We start from the raw sequence: 14737 nt of genomic DNA, 5'->3' as shown, positions 1-14737 counted from the left end.
GCGGGCCAGAGGGGAAAGCGCCATGAACATCCTGATCCTGGGCGGCGGGGCGCGCGAGCACGCGCTGGCCTGGGCCTGCGCGCAGAACCCGGCCTGCGACCGGCTGGTCTGCGCGCCCGGCAACGCCGGCACCGAGGCGCTGGCGGAGAACGCCGCGCTCGATATCCTCGACGGCGAGAACGTGGCCCGGTTCTGCGCAGACCGGGGGATCGACTTCGTGATCGTGGGCCCCGAGGCGCCGCTGGCCGCGGGGGTGGCGGACGTCCTGCGGGCGGCCGGCGTCGCGACGCTCGGCCCTTCGGCCGAGGCGGCGCGGCTGGAATCGTCGAAGGCGTTCACGAAGGAGGTCTGCGACGCGGCCGGGGCGCCGACGGCCGCCTGGGCACGGTTCGAGGACGCGGACGCCGCGAAGGCGCATGTCCGGGCCGGCGGCGCGCCCGTCGTCGTGAAGGCGGACGGGCTGGCCGCCGGCAAGGGCGTCGTCGTCGCCGAGAGCGTGGCCGAGGCCGAGGGGGCCGTGGACGACCTGCTGGCCCTGGGCGGCAGCGTGGTCGTCGAGGCGTTCCTGCGAGGCGAGGAGGCGTCGCTCTTCGTGCTATGCGACGGCGAGGCGGCGGTGCCGGTCGGAACGGCGCAGGACCACAAGCGCGCCGGCGAGGGGGACACGGGCCCCAACACCGGCGGGATGGGCGCCTACTCCCCCGCCCCCGTCTGCGGACCCGAGGTCGAGAGGCGGGCGATGGACCGCATCGTCCGGCCCGTGCTGCGCGAGATGGCGCGCCGGGGCACGCCGTTCACGGGGGTCCTCTACGCGGGCCTGATGATCGAGGACGGCGCGCCCAGCCTCGTGGAGTTCAACGTCCGCTTCGGCGACCCCGAGTGCCAGGCGCTGATGATGCGCCTCGGGGCGCAGGCGCTGGACCTGATGCTGGCCTGCGCCGAAGGCCGGCTGGAGGGCGAGCGGGCGAGCTGGGCGGACGACCACGCCATGACGGTGGTTCTGGCGGCTAGGGGCTATCCGGGCGGCTACGCGAAGGACGAGAGGATCGGCGGCCTGGACGCGCTGCCGGCGACGGCCGACCAGCAGACGTTCCACGCCGGAACGGCGCGCGAGGGCGGCATGACGGTCTCGGCCGGCGGCCGGGTGCTGAGCGCGACCGGCCGGGGCGCCACGCTGGCCGAGGCACGGAGGCGGGCCTATGCCCTGGCGGGCGCGGTGGAGTGGCCCGGCGGCACGTTCCGGCGCGACATCGGATGGCGCGCCCTCTGATCCTCTCGCCCGGGGGGATCGGAACCCCCGAACGGCCGATCAGTTGCTCCGTCGCACATACGTAGCACGGGAACCACGTCATGCGCACCGCCCTCGTTCCGGCGGCCTTCGCCGTCGCCGCTCTCGCCTCGCCCACCGCGGCCCAGGACGCCTCCGGCGGCGACGTATCGGATGCAGCGGACGTCGATGTGATCACTGCCGGCACGGATGGGCTGCCTGACCTCGTGATGGTGGTTCGGTTCGCCGCCGACGAGGCGGTGGACATCTCGCCCGAGGCGTTCGCGACGCTTGCGGGCCGGCCGTTCGTCGCGCAGCTCGACCTCTCGGCGGCGGAGGGGCCGAGAGGGACCCTCGTTTTCCGAAGCGTGGGGGCCTTCGAGAACTGGCGCCGGGACGAGCGCGGCGAATTCTACGAAACGTTCGGCGGCGCGGACGCCGTCGAGGAGGAGTCGCTGGCCTTTCGGCCCGACCTTCTGGCGATCAGCGATCCCGAGGAGCTTCTGGCGGGCCTCAAGACCCTGTCGATCGCCTACGTCAACACGGGCAACGACTCGAAGGGCGACGCGGACATCGACGCGGTCACGGTCGTCTGCCCGGGCCTCGGCGCAGAATGCAGCCCGAGCAACTGAGCCGCCTAGCCCGTGCAGGCCGACGCGGCGTCCGCAGCCTCGCGCGACCAAGGCCCGAGGTCGCGCGCGAGAAGGGCCCCGCCGACCAGCCGCACGGCGAGGAGGCGCGACCAGTCCCCCGAGGCCAGGACGACCTCGGGGCCCGTGCCGCAGTCGCGGATGCCGCCGGAGATGTCGGGGGCGCCGAAGCGGTGGTTGGTGACGCCCTCCAGGGCCGCGACCTCCCTCAGACGGCTCCCTTCGAGGCGGACGACCCGGAGGGTGCGCGCGAGGTGCGGACGGTCCACGAAGGCGATCTCGACCCGGCCGTCGCCGTCGAGGTCGACGATACCGGCGACGGCGAGCCAGCGGAAACGGGTGCCGATGGGGGCGGTGGCGGCGACGAGGGCCAGATCGTGCGAGGGCCCCTCGCCGGGGCCGAGAGGATAGCCCCAGACCTCCAGCCGGGCGCCGAGGGCGGGATGGGCGGAGACGGCCACCACCTCGGCGCGGCCGTCGCCGGTGACATCCGCGATGCGCGGGGCGGTGTCCTCGAACACGCCGCCGTCGCGGGCCGGGACCGTGTCGCAGAACCCCCTGCCCTCCGGCCGGACGAGGAGCATCCGCCCCTCGACCTCGTCGCCGAGGGCGCCGTGGGGATAGGCGGTCGTCGGGTCCCAGTAGAAGGCCGCCGCGATGCCGCTGCCCGGCGCCCGGACGACCGGGCCCACGGGCCGGGTCGTGATGCAGCCCCCGCCCGTGCCGCGCGCCTCGGCGACGTCCTGCGCCGCGGCCGGTCCGGCCGCCGCGAGGGCCAAGGCCAGAACCGTCGCGGGGGGCGTCAGATCTGCTTCTCGGGCATCTGGACGCGCAGGCCCTCCAGCTCGGGCGTGACCTTGATCTGGCAGGTCAGGCGCGAGCGTTCGGGGTCCGGCTCGTAGGCGAAGTCGAGCATGTCCTCCTCCATGTCGTCCCTGGGGGGCAGCTTGCCCGTCCAGGCGGGGTCCACGTAGACATGGCAGGTCGAGCAGGCGCAGGCGCCGCCGCAATCGGCGTCGATGCCGGGGATGCCGTTGTCGCGCGCGCCCTCCATCACGGTGCTGCCCAGCGGGACTTCGACGGTGTGCTCGGCGCCGCCGTGCTCGACATAGGTGATCTTGGGCATGGGGCCTCCCTCTTTGCGGCTCGCGGCGGGGGATAGCGGCGCCCGCGAGGCGGGGCCAGAGGGTGTCGCCGGCGCGTGACAGGAGGGCGCGGGCGGCCGGCGCGGGGCTTCGCCGGCGGGAGGGGGACGTGCCATCCCGCGAGGGTGCGCGCCCTCGTCCCGATCCTCGCCGCGGCCCTCGCGGTCGCCGCCTGCGGGCCGGGTCGCGGGCCTGCGCCCGGCTCTCCGCTGGGGCCGGAGGTTCGGCGGGAGGCCCGCCCCATCGGGACCATCCCCGCCGGGCCCGGGGCGGCGGGCGCCATCGCCCCGCCGGGGGCGGACCCCGCGCTGTGCTGGGATCGCGCGGAGGACCCGGCGCGCGTCGTCTCGCGGAGCGTCCAAGTGCGGATGCCGGGGGGCGGCCTGGTCACGCGGACGCGCCAGCGAATCGCGCAGGCCCGCAGGGATGTCTGGTTCGAGACGCCCTGCGCGCCCGCGCTGACGGCCGAACTCGTCGCTTCGCTGCAGCGGGCGCTGACGGCGCGGGGCCTCTATGACGGGCGGATCGACGGCGCGATGGACGACGAGGTCCGGCGTGCCGTCCTCGCGTTCCAAGCGCCCAGGGGCCTCGCCGCCGGCACCCTGTCGATGGAGGCGGCGCGGGCGCTGGGCCTGGTGCCGGTGGCGGCGGAGCGCCAGCCCGGGACGGCGCGCGGTCCTGCAACGGACCCTTAACCTCTCCCCGCTAGAACCCCGTGCGGGACGGGAATCGCGCGGAAGGAAGGGCGGAGGATGCGGCGGCAGGGCATGGGACTTCGGGACCGACGAAGCGGCCACATGGGGGATCGGAGGGCACCGCCGGCGGCGGGCCCTTCGGCGTGCCCGCCCCGAACCCCGTGCCACGCCGAACGGCGCCCGGTCGCGGAAGGCGCGGCGACGCCTGGCGCACGGGATTTCGGTGGGGCCGTCCGTGCGGGACGCGCCCCAGGCGGCGGGACGCGCCGCGCGCCCGTGGACTGGGGCCGCCGGCCGATTGCGCCGGGCGCGCGCCGCGGCCATCTAGGGGCGATGGAATGGATCGCCTCGCCCGCGCCCGTGGACTGGCCCGACGCCGACCGGATCATGCAGGACCGCGTCGCCGCCCTGCGCCGGGGCGAGGCGGGCGAGGCCGTGTGGCTGCTGGAGCATCCCGCGCTCTACACCGCGGGCACCTCCGCCCGGCCGGAGGACCTGCGCGAGGCGCGGCTTCCCGTCCACGAGGCGCGGCGCGGGGGGCGGTACACCTATCACGGCCCCGGCCAGCGGGTCGCCTACGTGGTCGCCGACCTCGCCGCGCGGGGGCGCGACGTGCGTGCCTATGTCCGCGCGCTGGAGGGCTGGATCGTCGCCACGCTGGCGGAGTTCGGGCTGCAGGGCCTGATCCGCCCCGGGCGGGTCGGCGTCTGGATCGCCAGGCCGGACCTTCCCCCCCTGCCGGACGGCACCCCGCGCGAGGACAAGATCGCCGCCATCGGCGTGCGGGTGCGCCGGTGGACCGCCTTCCACGGCCTGTCCGTCAACGTCGAGCCGGACCTGTCGCACTATGCCGGCATCGTGCCCTGCGGGATCGAGGGGCACGGGGTAACCTCGCTGGTGGACCTCGGGCTGCCGGTGACGATGGGGGACCTGGACGCGGCGCTGAAGCGGACCTTCGACGCCTTCGAGGCGGCCCTGCCGCGCACGGACCGCCCCCTCCCGCGCGCCCTTGCCGCCCCGTCCCCGATCCCGCCCGCGAGCTTGCCCCCGGGTCCGGCCGGGCCCGTCGCCGCGGAGGACGCATGAGCGGGCGGCGCCCCGCCCGCACGGGCGCGGCGGGGGCGGCGCCTTCCGCGGGACGGTCCCGCCACGGCAGCGCGGACGGGGCGGGCGCCCGCCGGGCGAGGGGCGCCGCCGGCCCCGCGGGCCCGCGTTCCGAAGGGCGCCGCCCGGCGCCGGGGCCGGGGCGCGCCGCGGCGGGGGGCCCGCCAGCGCGCGCTCCGGCCCGCCCCGCGGCCGATCCCGGCGGGTGCGGGACGGCGCCGGACGGGCATCGCTGGGGCGGCAGCCCGCCGCCGCCGCGCGCAAAGCGCCCCCGCGACCTCGGCGCGCATTGCACCCGCCCCGCGCCCCGGCCTAGAAGCCGGTCGGACGGGCGGGCCCGGTTCCGCCCCAGAGCCGAGACATCGCACGAGAACGATCCGAAGGGACGCCCGGAATGGCCGACGCGACGCTCCACGACGAGCACCACCCCGACGAGCGGGGCTTCTTCACCCGCTGGTTCATGTCCACGAACCACAAGGACATCGGGATCCTCTACCTCTGGACGGCCGGCCTCGTCGGCCTGATCTCCATCCTCTTCACCGTCTACATGCGGATGGAGCTGCTGGAGCCCGGGGTGCAGTTCATGTGCATGGAGGGCGCGTCCCTCTTCCCGCGCCCGGAGGCCGAGTGCACGCCCAACGGCCATCTCTGGAACGTCCTCATCACCGCGCACGGCATCACCATGATGTTTTTCGTGGTGATCCCGGCCCTCTTCGGGGGTTTTGGCAACTACTTCATGCCCTTGCAGATCGGCGCGCCGGACATGGCGTTCCCGCGGCTGAACAACCTCTCCTACTGGCTGTTCGTCGCCGGCAGCGCGCTCGCGGTGCTGTCGGTGTTCACGCCGGGGGGCAACGGGCAGCTGGGGTCCGGGATCGGCTGGGTGCTCTATCCGCCGCTGTCCACGACCGAAGGGGGCTTCTCGACGGACATCGCGATCTTCGCGGTCCACGTCTCGGGCGCGTCCTCGATCCTGGGCGCGATCAACATCATCACCACCTTCCTCAACATGCGCGCGCCGGGGATGACGCTGTTCAAGGTGCCGCTCTTCGCGTGGTCGGTCTTCGTCACGGCCTGGCTGATCCTCCTCGCGCTGCCGGTGCTGGCCGGCGCGATCACCATGCTGCTGATGGACCGCAACTTCGGGACGACCTTCTTCGACCCTGCGGGCGGGGGCGATCCGGTCCTCTACCAGCACATCCTGTGGTTCTTCGGGCACCCGGAGGTGTACATCGTCATCCTGCCGGGCTTCGGGCTGATCTCGCACATCATCGCCACGTTCTCGCGCAAGCCGATCTTCGGCTACCTGCCGATGGTCTGGGCGCTGATCGCGATCGGGGTGCTGGGCTTCGTCGTCTGGGCTCACCACATGTACACCGTGGGCATGAGCCTGACGCAGCAGGCCTACTTCATGCTGGCCACGATGGTGATCGCGGTGCCCACCGGCATCAAGATCTTCTCGTGGATCGCGACGATGTGGGGCGGCTCGGTCGAGTTCAAGACGCCCATGCTCTGGGCGTTCGGGTTCCTGTTCCTGTTCACCCTCGGCGGCGTCACCGGGATCGTGCTGAGCCAGGCCGGGATCGACCGGGCCTATCACGACACCTACTACGTCGTGGCGCACTTCCACTACGTGATGTCCCTGGGCGCCGTGTACACGATCTTCGCCGGCATCTACTTCTACATCGGCAAGATGTCGGGGCGGCAGTACCCCGAATGGGCGGGCAAGCTGCACTTCTGGACCTTCTTCATCGGGTCCAACCTGACCTTCTTCCCGCAGCACTTCCTCGGCCGCCAGGGCATGCCGCGCCGCTACATCGACTACAACGAGGCCTACGCGACCTGGCACTACGTGTCGTCCTGGGGGGCGTTCCTGTCCTTCGCGTCGTTCGTGTTCTTCATCGGCGTGGTGTTCTGGACGCTGCTCTACGGGCGCCGGGTCCGCGAGAACAACTACTGGAACGAGCATGCCGACACCCTGGAGTGGACGCTGCCCTGCCCGCCGCCCGAGCACACGTTCGAGCAGCTTCCCACCCAGGAGATGTGGGACCGCGCCCATGCCCACGACCGCGCCGTGAACGACGGGCGGAACAAGGGGATGTCGACTCCGGCGGAGTGATCCGCCCCGCGACGCAGAAGGACGGGGGGCGCCAGGTTCGGCGCCCCCTTCCCGTTCCGAAGGGGGACCTGGCGATGCCCTACAGCTGGACCGAAGCCGGCGACCGGACGCGGACCCTTTCCCTCTGGCCGCACAGGAGCCTGTCCAGGCGCGGCTTCGCGCTGTTCATGGGGATCACCGCCGCGCTGATGGCGCTGCCGCTCGTCGTGGCGCTGGGCACCTTCGTCTTCGTCGCGGTCGGGGGGTTCTTCGCGCTGGCCTTCGGGGGGCTCTGGCTCGCCATCGGCCGGTCCTGGCGCACGGGCGACCTCGTGGAGGAGCTGCGCGTCGGCCCCGAGGCGATCCGCCTCGACCGGCGCGAGCCGGACGGCGCGCGCCGCGACTGGGAGGCGAACCCGCACTGGGTGCGCTGCCGCCTGCACCCGGAGGGCGGGCCGGTCGAGAACTACCTGACCCTCCAGGGCGGCCCCCGCGAGGTCGAGATCGGCGCCTTCCTCACCCCCGAGGAACGCGCCGCCCTGGAAGGCGAGCTGTCGGCAGCCCTCGACGACGTGCGGAACGGCTAGGGACCGGCCGCCCCCATCGCGTTCGGTCGTCGCGTTCGGTCCCGGACCCGCCCCGTCCCATGTCGCGATCGGTCCACAAGGATCCTGCTGGAACGAGACCGCCCCCGGGCCGGAACGCCCCGCTCGGGTGCACCTAGTCGAACCATGCGATCGCATCTGCCGGGGCGTCGAACACCCGTACGTCTCCTGTTGCACTGGATCGGATCCTCTCGACGTGAATTGCCTCGTCCCGAGGATAGGCGATAGCGTATGCCGTATGAGGTGAAGGGGGAGATGGGGCGGTCCGCCTTCAGGGCCCTTATCGGCAAGATGCGGCGGGGTGTGGAAGCGCCTGCGGAGGATGCGAGCGAGACTTCGCCATCTGCCAAGGCGGAGCATCACGATACGGTCCGCCTTGGTGGAAACCGCACCGACGGCGCCGCCGTGGTTTCCTTCGATGATCCAGCACGGCCCGCCAACGACCCGTGTGACCGCGTTCTGGCTGACGGTCATGCTTCGAGGTGCGCCACCAGGTTCGAAGAAGATCGCATCGAGGTGATGCACGGGCCAGCCGAACTGCGCTCCGAGGGATAGGGCGAGCGTCGTCTTACCAGCTCCGGGCGGCCCGTAGATGAATATCTTCATCTGGCCTTCCTATCCCCCGGCGTGCCTCCACGGGAATACGCGGAGAACGTGCTACGGGGTATACGCCGCGACACCCAAGGTCCGCTGTGCGGACAAACCGATCTTGAGAGAGTGGCGCCAGGATGCCAAAAAGCTTCATGGAAGAAATCAGCAAACAGTTGCTCTACCAGAGGCTTCGAAATCGAGTGATCGAGCTGCTCGATTTGTATTCCTCCTTGGACGACATCGCTACTCTCGGCGCCTTTGAGACGATTGACATGGTCGACGACTGGTTGCCGCTCGACTATGCTGCGGCGCCCAAGGTTTTCAGCGAAAAAGAAAGGGTTGTCATTGCTAAATTCCTGATGCTTTCTAATGCCGCAGCGGACGCGACTGACGAAGACACATGGAAGGTCGATTGGTTCAGAGATTCCGAGGAATGGGTAAACGTGTCCAGATTTTCCGAGCAAGCGTTAGCTGTCTTCTGTGAACGCGGTCGGTTTTCTGAAGAAAGCGAAGAGGACTTCCCAAGCTAGAGACCGATCAGTTTGGGCTCGAGAGCTGCCGTTCGAAGCGTCCTGCGCCTGATGTTTCACACGTATAGCTCAAGAAAGCCAGGCGGCCTGCGGTCCGGCCTTTTGGGGCTTCGCCCGTCCGGGGGCCGGTCGCCGGCCTTCCGCGCCGGCGCGCGCCCTCACCCCGCCAGGCGCTGCTTCACCTTCGGGCCGGCGGCGGCGAAGTCCATGCGGCCGGCGTGGCGGGACTTGAGGGCGCCCATGACCCTGCCCATGTCGCGGATGGAGGTGGCGCCGGTGCCGTCGATGGCCGCGCCGATGGCGGCGTCGACCTCCTTCGGGGTCATCTGGCGGGGCAGGAACTCCTCGATGACGGCGATCTCGCGCAGCTCCTGCTCGGCGAGCTCGAGGCGGCCGCCCTCCTCGTAGGCGCGGGCCGATTCGCGGCGCTGCTTGACCATCTTGGAGAGGATCGCCGTGACCTCGGCGTCGCCGCACTGCCCCTCGCCGTCGGTGCCGCGCAGCGCGATGTCGCGGTCCTTGATGGCCGCGTTCACGAGGCGCAGCGTCCCCAGACGCTCGGCGTCCTTGGCCTTCATCGCCTGCTTGAGCGCGGCGGAGACCTTCTCGCGCATGTCCATGGGGCAGCCTCGCTTTCGTGAAGGGGCGCAGATAGGCGGAGGGCGCGCGCCCTTCAAGCCGTGCTTGACCGAAGGCGGGGCCGGGCGTAGGCGGCCACCCGTTTGCCCAGCCACGCACACCATTCCCCGGAGCGCGCCATGACCCGTCCGACCGCCTGCCTCGCCCTCGCCGACGGCACGGTGTTCATGGGCCGCGGCTTCGGCGCCGCCGGCGAGACGGTCGCCGAGCTGTGCTTCAACACCGCGATGACCGGCTATCAGGAGATCATGACCGACCCGAGCTATGCCGGGCAGGTCGTGACCTTCACCTTCCCCCATGTCGGCAACACCGGGATCACGCCCGAGGACGACGAGACGGGCGATCCCGTGGCCGAGGGCATGGTGGTGAAGTGGGATCCGACGGAGCCCTCGAGCTGGCGCGCGGCGCGGGACCTCTCGGGCTGGCTGGCCGCGCGGGGGCGGATCGGGATGGGCGGCGTGGACACGCGGCGTCTGACGCGCGCGATCCGGCAGCAGGGCGCCCCGCACGTGGCCCTGGCGCACGATCCGGAGGGCGCGTTCGACATCGAGGCGCTGGTCGCGAAGGCGCGGGCCTTTCCCGGCCTCGTGGGGATGGACCTCGCGCGGGACGTCTCGACCCGGCAGAGCTATCGCTGGAGCGAGGGCAAGTGGGGCTGGCCCGACGGGCACGTCGCGGCGCCCGAGGGCGGGCCGCGGGTCGTGGCGGTCGATTACGGCGCCAAGCGGAACATCCTGCGGTCGCTCGTCCACGTGGGCTGCGACGTGACCGTGCTGCCGGCCACGGCGACGGCCGAGGACGTCCTCGCGCTGGAGCCGGACGGGCTGTTCCTGTCGAACGGGCCGGGCGACCCGGCGGCGACGGGGGCCTACGCGGTGCCGATGATCCGCGAGGTGATCGAAACGGGCCTGCCCACGTTCGGCATCTGCCTCGGGCACCAGATGCTGGCGCTGGCGCTGGGGGCCGGGACGGTGAAGATGAACCACGGCCACCACGGCGCGAACCATCCGGTGAAGGACCTCGGGACCGGCAAGGTCGAGATCACGTCGATGAACCACGGCTTCACCGTCGACGCGCAGACCCTGCCCGAGGGCGTGACGCAGACGCACGTGTCCCTCTTCGACGGCACGAACTGCGGACTCAGGGTCGAGGGCAGGCCGGTCTTCTCGGTCCAGTACCACCCGGAGGCCAGCCCCGGCCCGCACGACAGCGCCTACCTCTTCGATCGGTTCCGGGATGCGATCGACGCGCGGCGCGGCGCGGCGCGTTAACCGTCCGTTAACCCCGCCCCGGGCATGGGGGCGGGGTGAGCGTCGATCCCGACATTCCCGGCGCCGTCGCCGCGCCTGCCGCCGAACGGCCGGCGGCACCGCGCCCGAGCCCGCGGGCGGGCCACCGCTTCGCCACGTCCGGGGACGCCGCGCTGGGCGCCGTTCTGACGAATGGCGGCGCGGTCGCGCCGGCGGACCTTCTTCGCGCGCGGGGCCGGGCCGCCCTCCTCGGCCGACCGCTGGGCGAGGTCCTCGCCGCGGGGCGGATGGTGGGCGGCGCCCCCCTCTCCGTCGCGCGCCGGCGCTTCGCGCCGCCCGCCGACCTGCCCCTCGCGCCGCTGGCGCTGGATCCCGCCGGCGTGGCGGAGGGGCTCGCCGCGTCCGGGCGGGCGATGCCGCTTCGCGCGTCCGGACCGGTGGTGCCCGTCGCCCTGCCCCATCCGGAGGACTGGCCGCGCCATGCCGCGGCCCTCCGGGCCGAGCTGGGGCCTTGCCGGCCCGTCGGCGCCTCGCGCGGGGCGCTGCGGCTGGCCCGCGCCGGCGGGCCCGCCGAGGCCGCCGCGAGGCATGCCGAGCGGCGCTGCCCGGAGGCGGACAGCGTGCGGTCGCTCGGGGCCCCGGCCGTGCCCGCCCTGGCCCTGGCGGCGGCCACGCTCGTGGCGCTGGCGCTCGCGCCGCTGGCCGTGCTGGGCGGGGCGGCGCTGGCGCTGCTGCTGGCCGGGGCGGTGCTTCGGGGCCTGGGCCTGGCGGCCGCGCTGCGAACGGCGGCGCCCGCCCGCACGAGGGCGCCGGGCCCGGTGAGGATCACCATGCTGGTCCCCCTGCTGCGGGAGGATCGGATCGCCCAGCGGCTGATGCGCCGGATCGAGGCGGTGCGCTGGCCGCGCGACGCGCTGGAGGTGCTGCTGGTCCACGAGGCGGACGACCACGTCACCGCGCGCGCGCTCGCCGCGGCGCGGCTGCCGGGCTGGGCGCGCGCGGTGGCGGTCCCGCCGGGCGGCGTGCGGACGAAGCCGCGCGCGTTGAACTACGCGCTGGGCGAGGCGACCGGCGCGATCGTCGGCATCTGGGACGCGGAGGACGCGCCGGAAGCCGCCCAGCTCGAGACCGTCGCCGCCCGCTTCGCCGCCGCCCCGCGGGAGGTGGCCTGCCTTCAGGGGCGGCTGGCCTTCTACAACCCGCGCGAGAGCTGGCTGACACGGGCCTTCGCGGCCGACTACGCGACGTGGTTCGGCCTCGTGCTGCCGGGGCTGGCGCGGCTCGGGCTGCCGGTGCCGCTGGGGGGGACGACGCTGTTCTTCCGGCGCGAGGCGCTGGAGGCGGTCGGCGGCTGGGACGCGCACAACGTCACGGAGGACGCGGATCTCGGCGTGCGTCTCCACCGCCGGGGCTGGCGGACCGAGATCGTGGATACCGAGACGCTGGAGGAGGCCGTCGCCCGCCCCTGGCCGTGGGTCCGCCAGCGCTCGCGCTGGATCAAGGGCTATGCGCTGACATGGGCGGTCCACGCGCGGCGGCCGCGCGTGCTGTGGCGCGACCTGGGCCCCGCGGGCTTCGCGGCCTTCCACGCGCATTTCCTGTCCGGCATCGGGGTGCTGGCGCTGATGCCGCCTCTCTGGGCCGCGATCCTCTGGCGGTGGGCGGCCACGGGGGCGGCGCCGGGGCCCGCGCTGGGCGGGGCGGGCGCGCTCTGGCTGGGGGCGAGCGGTGTGCACGTCGCCGGGCAGGTCCTCGGCGCGGCGCGCAGCGGCGGGCGGGCGCGGCCCCTCTGGGTTCTGGCGGGCCTCCTGACCTTCCCGCTGGCGGTCGCGGCGACGTGGAAGGCGCTCTGGGAGGTGGCGGTCGCGCCCTTCTGGTGGGATAAGACCGACCACGGGCAGGCCTTGCCGGAGGGGGCGGGGCCGATCTAGGGGCGGGCATGGCACTGGCAGACGTCCGCACCTGGATCTTCGACCTCGACAACACGCTCTACCCCCCGGAGGCGCGCCTGTTCGCGCAGATCGAGGCCAAGATGCGCGAGTGGATGGTCCGCGACCTCGAGGTGACGGAGGCAGAGGCGGACCGGCTCCGCGCCCTCTACTGGCGCGAGCACGGGACCACGCTGGCCGGGCTGATGGCGCGTCACGGCACCCATCCGGACGACTTCCTGCGCCACGTCCACGAGATCGACCTTTCCGCGCTGCGGCCCGATCCGGCGCTGCGCACCGCTCTGGGGGCGCTGCCGGGGCGGCGGATCGTGTTCACCAACGGCACCGCCGAGTACGCCGGGCGGGTGGCGGCGGCCTTGGGGTTGGAGGAGGCGTTCGACGCGCTCTACGGCATCGAGGAGGCCGGGCTGGTCCCGAAGCCGCACAAGGCGGCCTTCGAGGCGATCCGTCGCCTCGACGGGTTCGACGCGGCCGGCGCGGCGATGTTCGAGGACGACGCGCGCAACCTCCTCGTGCCGCACGAATGGGGGATGGAGACGATCCACGTCGCCCCCCGGCGGGCCGAGGGGGCGCATGTGCGCCACCATGCGCGTGACCTCGCGTCCTTCCTCGGCGGGCTGGCGGGAAGGACGCCGGCGCCTAGCTGAACGGGCATGGAGCATGGCATCGACATCCTCGTGGCGGGGGCGGGTCCCGCCGGGCTGACGGCGGCCTGCGCCTTCACCGGCCGCGGCCTGCAGGTCGCGCTGGCCGACCCCGCCCCGGCCGGCGCGGAGCGTGTGCGCGACAGGCGCACGACCGCGATCCTGCAGCCTGGCCGGACGCTCCTGGAGGGGGTGGGCGCCTGGGACACGCTGGGGGCGCCCGCCCCGCTGGCCGCGATGCGGGTGGTGGACCTGCGCGCGAACGCCTCCGCCGGGTTCGAGGCGCGCGAGGTCGGCGAGGAGGCGTTCGGCTGGAACATCCCCAACGGCGCCCTGCGCGCCGCGCTGGAGGCGCGCGCCAGTGCGCTGGGCGTCGAGCGGATCGAGGGATCCGTGGAGGGCGTGACCGCGCGCACGGGCGAGGCGATCGTCCGGGTGGCCGGGCGCGCCCTGTCGGTGCGGCTGCTGATCGGGGCGGACGGCAGGGAGAGCGTGGTGCGCGAGGCGCTGGGCATCCCCGTCCGGAACTGGCGGACGGGCCAGCGCGCGCTGAGCTTCGACGTGCGCCACGCGGTGCCGCATTCGAACGTCTCGACCGAGCTCTACGACCGGGACGGGCCCTTCGTCCTCGTGCCGCTGCCGGACGAGGGGGGCGCCCATCGCTCGGCCGTGGTGTGGATGACCACCGGCCCGGAGGCGGAGCGGCTGCTGGCCCTTCCCGCGGACGCCTTCGCCGCCGCCGCGACGGAGCGATCGGGCGGCACGCTGGGCGCGCTGGAGCCCGAGGGCCGGCCGAGCGTGTTCCCCCTCGTCACCCGCGTCGCCGCCCGGATGGCCGCACCCCGCGCCGCGCTGATCGCCGAAGCCGCCCATGCCCTGCCGCCCATCGGTGCGCAGGGGCTGAACACGTCGCTCGGCGACGTGGCGAGCCTGCTGGAGGCGGCGGGCGAGGACCCGGGCGAGCCGGAGGCGCTGCGCCGCTGGGAACGGGCGCGGATGCCGCAGGTGATGGCGAAGGCCGCGGCGGTGACTGCGCTGAACGCGGCGTCGATCGGCGGGCCGCTGGGCATGCTGCGGGGCCCGGCCATCGCCGCGATGGCGCGCGCGCCCGGGCTCCGGCGGGGCCTCATGCGCTTCGGCCTGGGCTAGGGACGGGCCCCGTGCCGCTGGGAGGCCGTCCCGTCCCGCCGGGCGCCGCCGCCCTCTTCGAGATGCGCCGGCGGCGCAATGCCGGGGACGCGGCGCACCCCTTGCAGCACCTTCACGGCGACCGGTTCGAGACGCGGCTGCGGGCGCTGCTGGAGCGGCACGCGGGCGCGCGGCAGCCAAGCGACGGAACGTTTCCGGCGGTGTTCCCCTTCGCCGCGGAGGGGCGGGAGGTGTCGCCGGGCGTGCCCGGCTTCGATCCGGGGGCGGCGTGGCGCTGCGCGCTGGAGGACCGGCCCGCCGCCATGCACGAGGGCCGGCTGCGCCTGCCGCCCTACGGCGTCGCCCGGCCGGAGGGGGCCTGAGCCCGCCGCCGGGCGGGAGGGGGCTGGCCCGGCGCGGAGGGCGGGGCTAAGGGACGGCC

General features: G+C 73.7%; 14 protein-coding genes and 1 pseudogene. 12 read left to right on the top strand and 3 right to left on the bottom strand.

Going from position 1 to position 14737, the window contains the following annotated elements:
* Window positions 1-22 precede the first annotated feature (22 nt).
* Together purD and BCF33_RS00340 are read left to right on the top strand one after the other, a co-directional pair.
* On the top strand, window positions 23-1270 hold the full coding sequence (gene purD, locus BCF33_RS00345; protein ID WP_106158974.1) for a phosphoribosylamine--glycine ligase: 1248 nt from the start codon (window positions 23-25) through the stop codon (window positions 1268-1270).
* Window positions 1271-1350: 80 nt separating this feature from the next.
* Entirely contained in the window at window positions 1351-1899 is a 549-nt protein-coding gene (locus BCF33_RS00340) for a hypothetical protein (RefSeq protein WP_106158973.1), read from the top strand.
* 5 nt (window positions 1900-1904) lie between these two features.
* Here BCF33_RS00340 and BCF33_RS00335 read toward each other — a convergent pair whose 3' ends face one another.
* Together BCF33_RS00335 and BCF33_RS00330 are read right to left on the bottom strand one after the other, a co-directional pair.
* Window positions 1905-2696, bottom strand: coding sequence for an FG-GAP repeat domain-containing protein (locus BCF33_RS00335; RefSeq protein ID WP_245883670.1), 792 nt, complete (start codon window positions 2694-2696; stop codon window positions 1905-1907).
* 23 nt (window positions 2697-2719) lie between these two features.
* Complete coding sequence (locus tag BCF33_RS00330; protein WP_106158972.1) at window positions 2720-3043, bottom strand: 2Fe-2S iron-sulfur cluster-binding protein; 324 nt, start codon at window positions 3041-3043, stop codon at window positions 2720-2722.
* Between the two features lie 144 nt (window positions 3044-3187).
* Here BCF33_RS00330 and BCF33_RS14260 point away from each other — a divergent pair, with 144 nt between their 5' ends.
* From BCF33_RS14260 to BCF33_RS00305, 5 genes and pseudogenes are all read left to right on the top strand, one after another.
* Window positions 3188-3757 (top strand): peptidoglycan-binding domain-containing protein, encoded by a 570-nt coding sequence (locus tag BCF33_RS14260; RefSeq protein ID WP_245883669.1) that lies wholly within the window; start codon window positions 3188-3190, stop codon window positions 3755-3757.
* A 333-nt stretch (window positions 3758-4090) separates the two neighbouring features.
* Window positions 4091-4753 (top strand): annotated as a pseudogene (lipB, locus tag BCF33_RS00320) (lipoyl(octanoyl) transferase LipB); the annotation flags it as partial.
* Between the two features lie 502 nt (window positions 4754-5255).
* Window positions 5256-6980: a cytochrome c oxidase subunit I gene (locus tag BCF33_RS00315; protein WP_106158970.1), complete on the top strand. Its 1725-nt coding sequence runs from the start codon at window positions 5256-5258 to the stop codon at window positions 6978-6980.
* 74 nt (window positions 6981-7054) lie between these two features.
* On the top strand, window positions 7055-7546 hold the full coding sequence (locus BCF33_RS00310) for a DUF2244 domain-containing protein (RefSeq protein ID WP_106160125.1): 492 nt from the start codon (window positions 7055-7057) through the stop codon (window positions 7544-7546).
* Between the two features lie 761 nt (window positions 7547-8307).
* Window positions 8308-8685 (top strand): hypothetical protein, encoded by a 378-nt coding sequence (locus BCF33_RS00305; RefSeq protein ID WP_146132753.1) that lies wholly within the window; start codon window positions 8308-8310, stop codon window positions 8683-8685.
* 158 nt (window positions 8686-8843) lie between these two features.
* Here BCF33_RS00305 and BCF33_RS00300 read toward each other — a convergent pair whose 3' ends face one another.
* On the bottom strand, window positions 8844-9305 hold the full coding sequence (locus BCF33_RS00300) for a GatB/YqeY domain-containing protein (protein WP_106158968.1): 462 nt from the start codon (window positions 9303-9305) through the stop codon (window positions 8844-8846).
* A 138-nt stretch (window positions 9306-9443) separates the two neighbouring features.
* Between BCF33_RS00300 and carA the strand changes: the two genes are divergently transcribed.
* The 5 genes from carA to BCF33_RS00275 are packed head-to-tail and all read left to right on the top strand — an operon-like array spanning window position 9444 to window position 14678.
* Window positions 9444-10595, top strand: a complete 1152-nt coding sequence (gene carA, locus BCF33_RS00295; protein WP_106158967.1) for a glutamine-hydrolyzing carbamoyl-phosphate synthase small subunit — start codon at window positions 9444-9446, stop codon at window positions 10593-10595.
* Between the two features lie 35 nt (window positions 10596-10630).
* A complete protein-coding gene (locus tag BCF33_RS00290; RefSeq protein WP_106158966.1) occupies window positions 10631-12505 on the top strand; it encodes a glycosyltransferase family 2 protein in 1875 nt (624 codons plus the stop codon).
* 8 nt (window positions 12506-12513) lie between these two features.
* Window positions 12514-13170: a pyrimidine 5'-nucleotidase gene (locus BCF33_RS00285; RefSeq protein ID WP_106158965.1), complete on the top strand. Its 657-nt coding sequence runs from the start codon at window positions 12514-12516 to the stop codon at window positions 13168-13170.
* A 6-nt stretch (window positions 13171-13176) separates the two neighbouring features.
* Window positions 13177-14316: an FAD-dependent monooxygenase gene (locus BCF33_RS00280; RefSeq protein ID WP_106158964.1), complete on the top strand. Its 1140-nt coding sequence runs from the start codon at window positions 13177-13179 to the stop codon at window positions 14314-14316.
* Window positions 14317-14327: 11 nt separating this feature from the next.
* A complete protein-coding gene (locus BCF33_RS00275) occupies window positions 14328-14678 on the top strand; it encodes a hypothetical protein (RefSeq protein WP_106158963.1) in 351 nt (116 codons plus the stop codon).
* Window positions 14679-14737: the final 59 nt, after the last annotated feature.

This window comes from Hasllibacter halocynthiae, assembly GCF_003003095.1.
Lineage (GTDB): Bacteria > Pseudomonadota > Alphaproteobacteria > Rhodobacterales > Rhodobacteraceae > Hasllibacter > Hasllibacter halocynthiae.
This window is presented reverse-complemented; position numbering and strand designations above follow the sequence as displayed.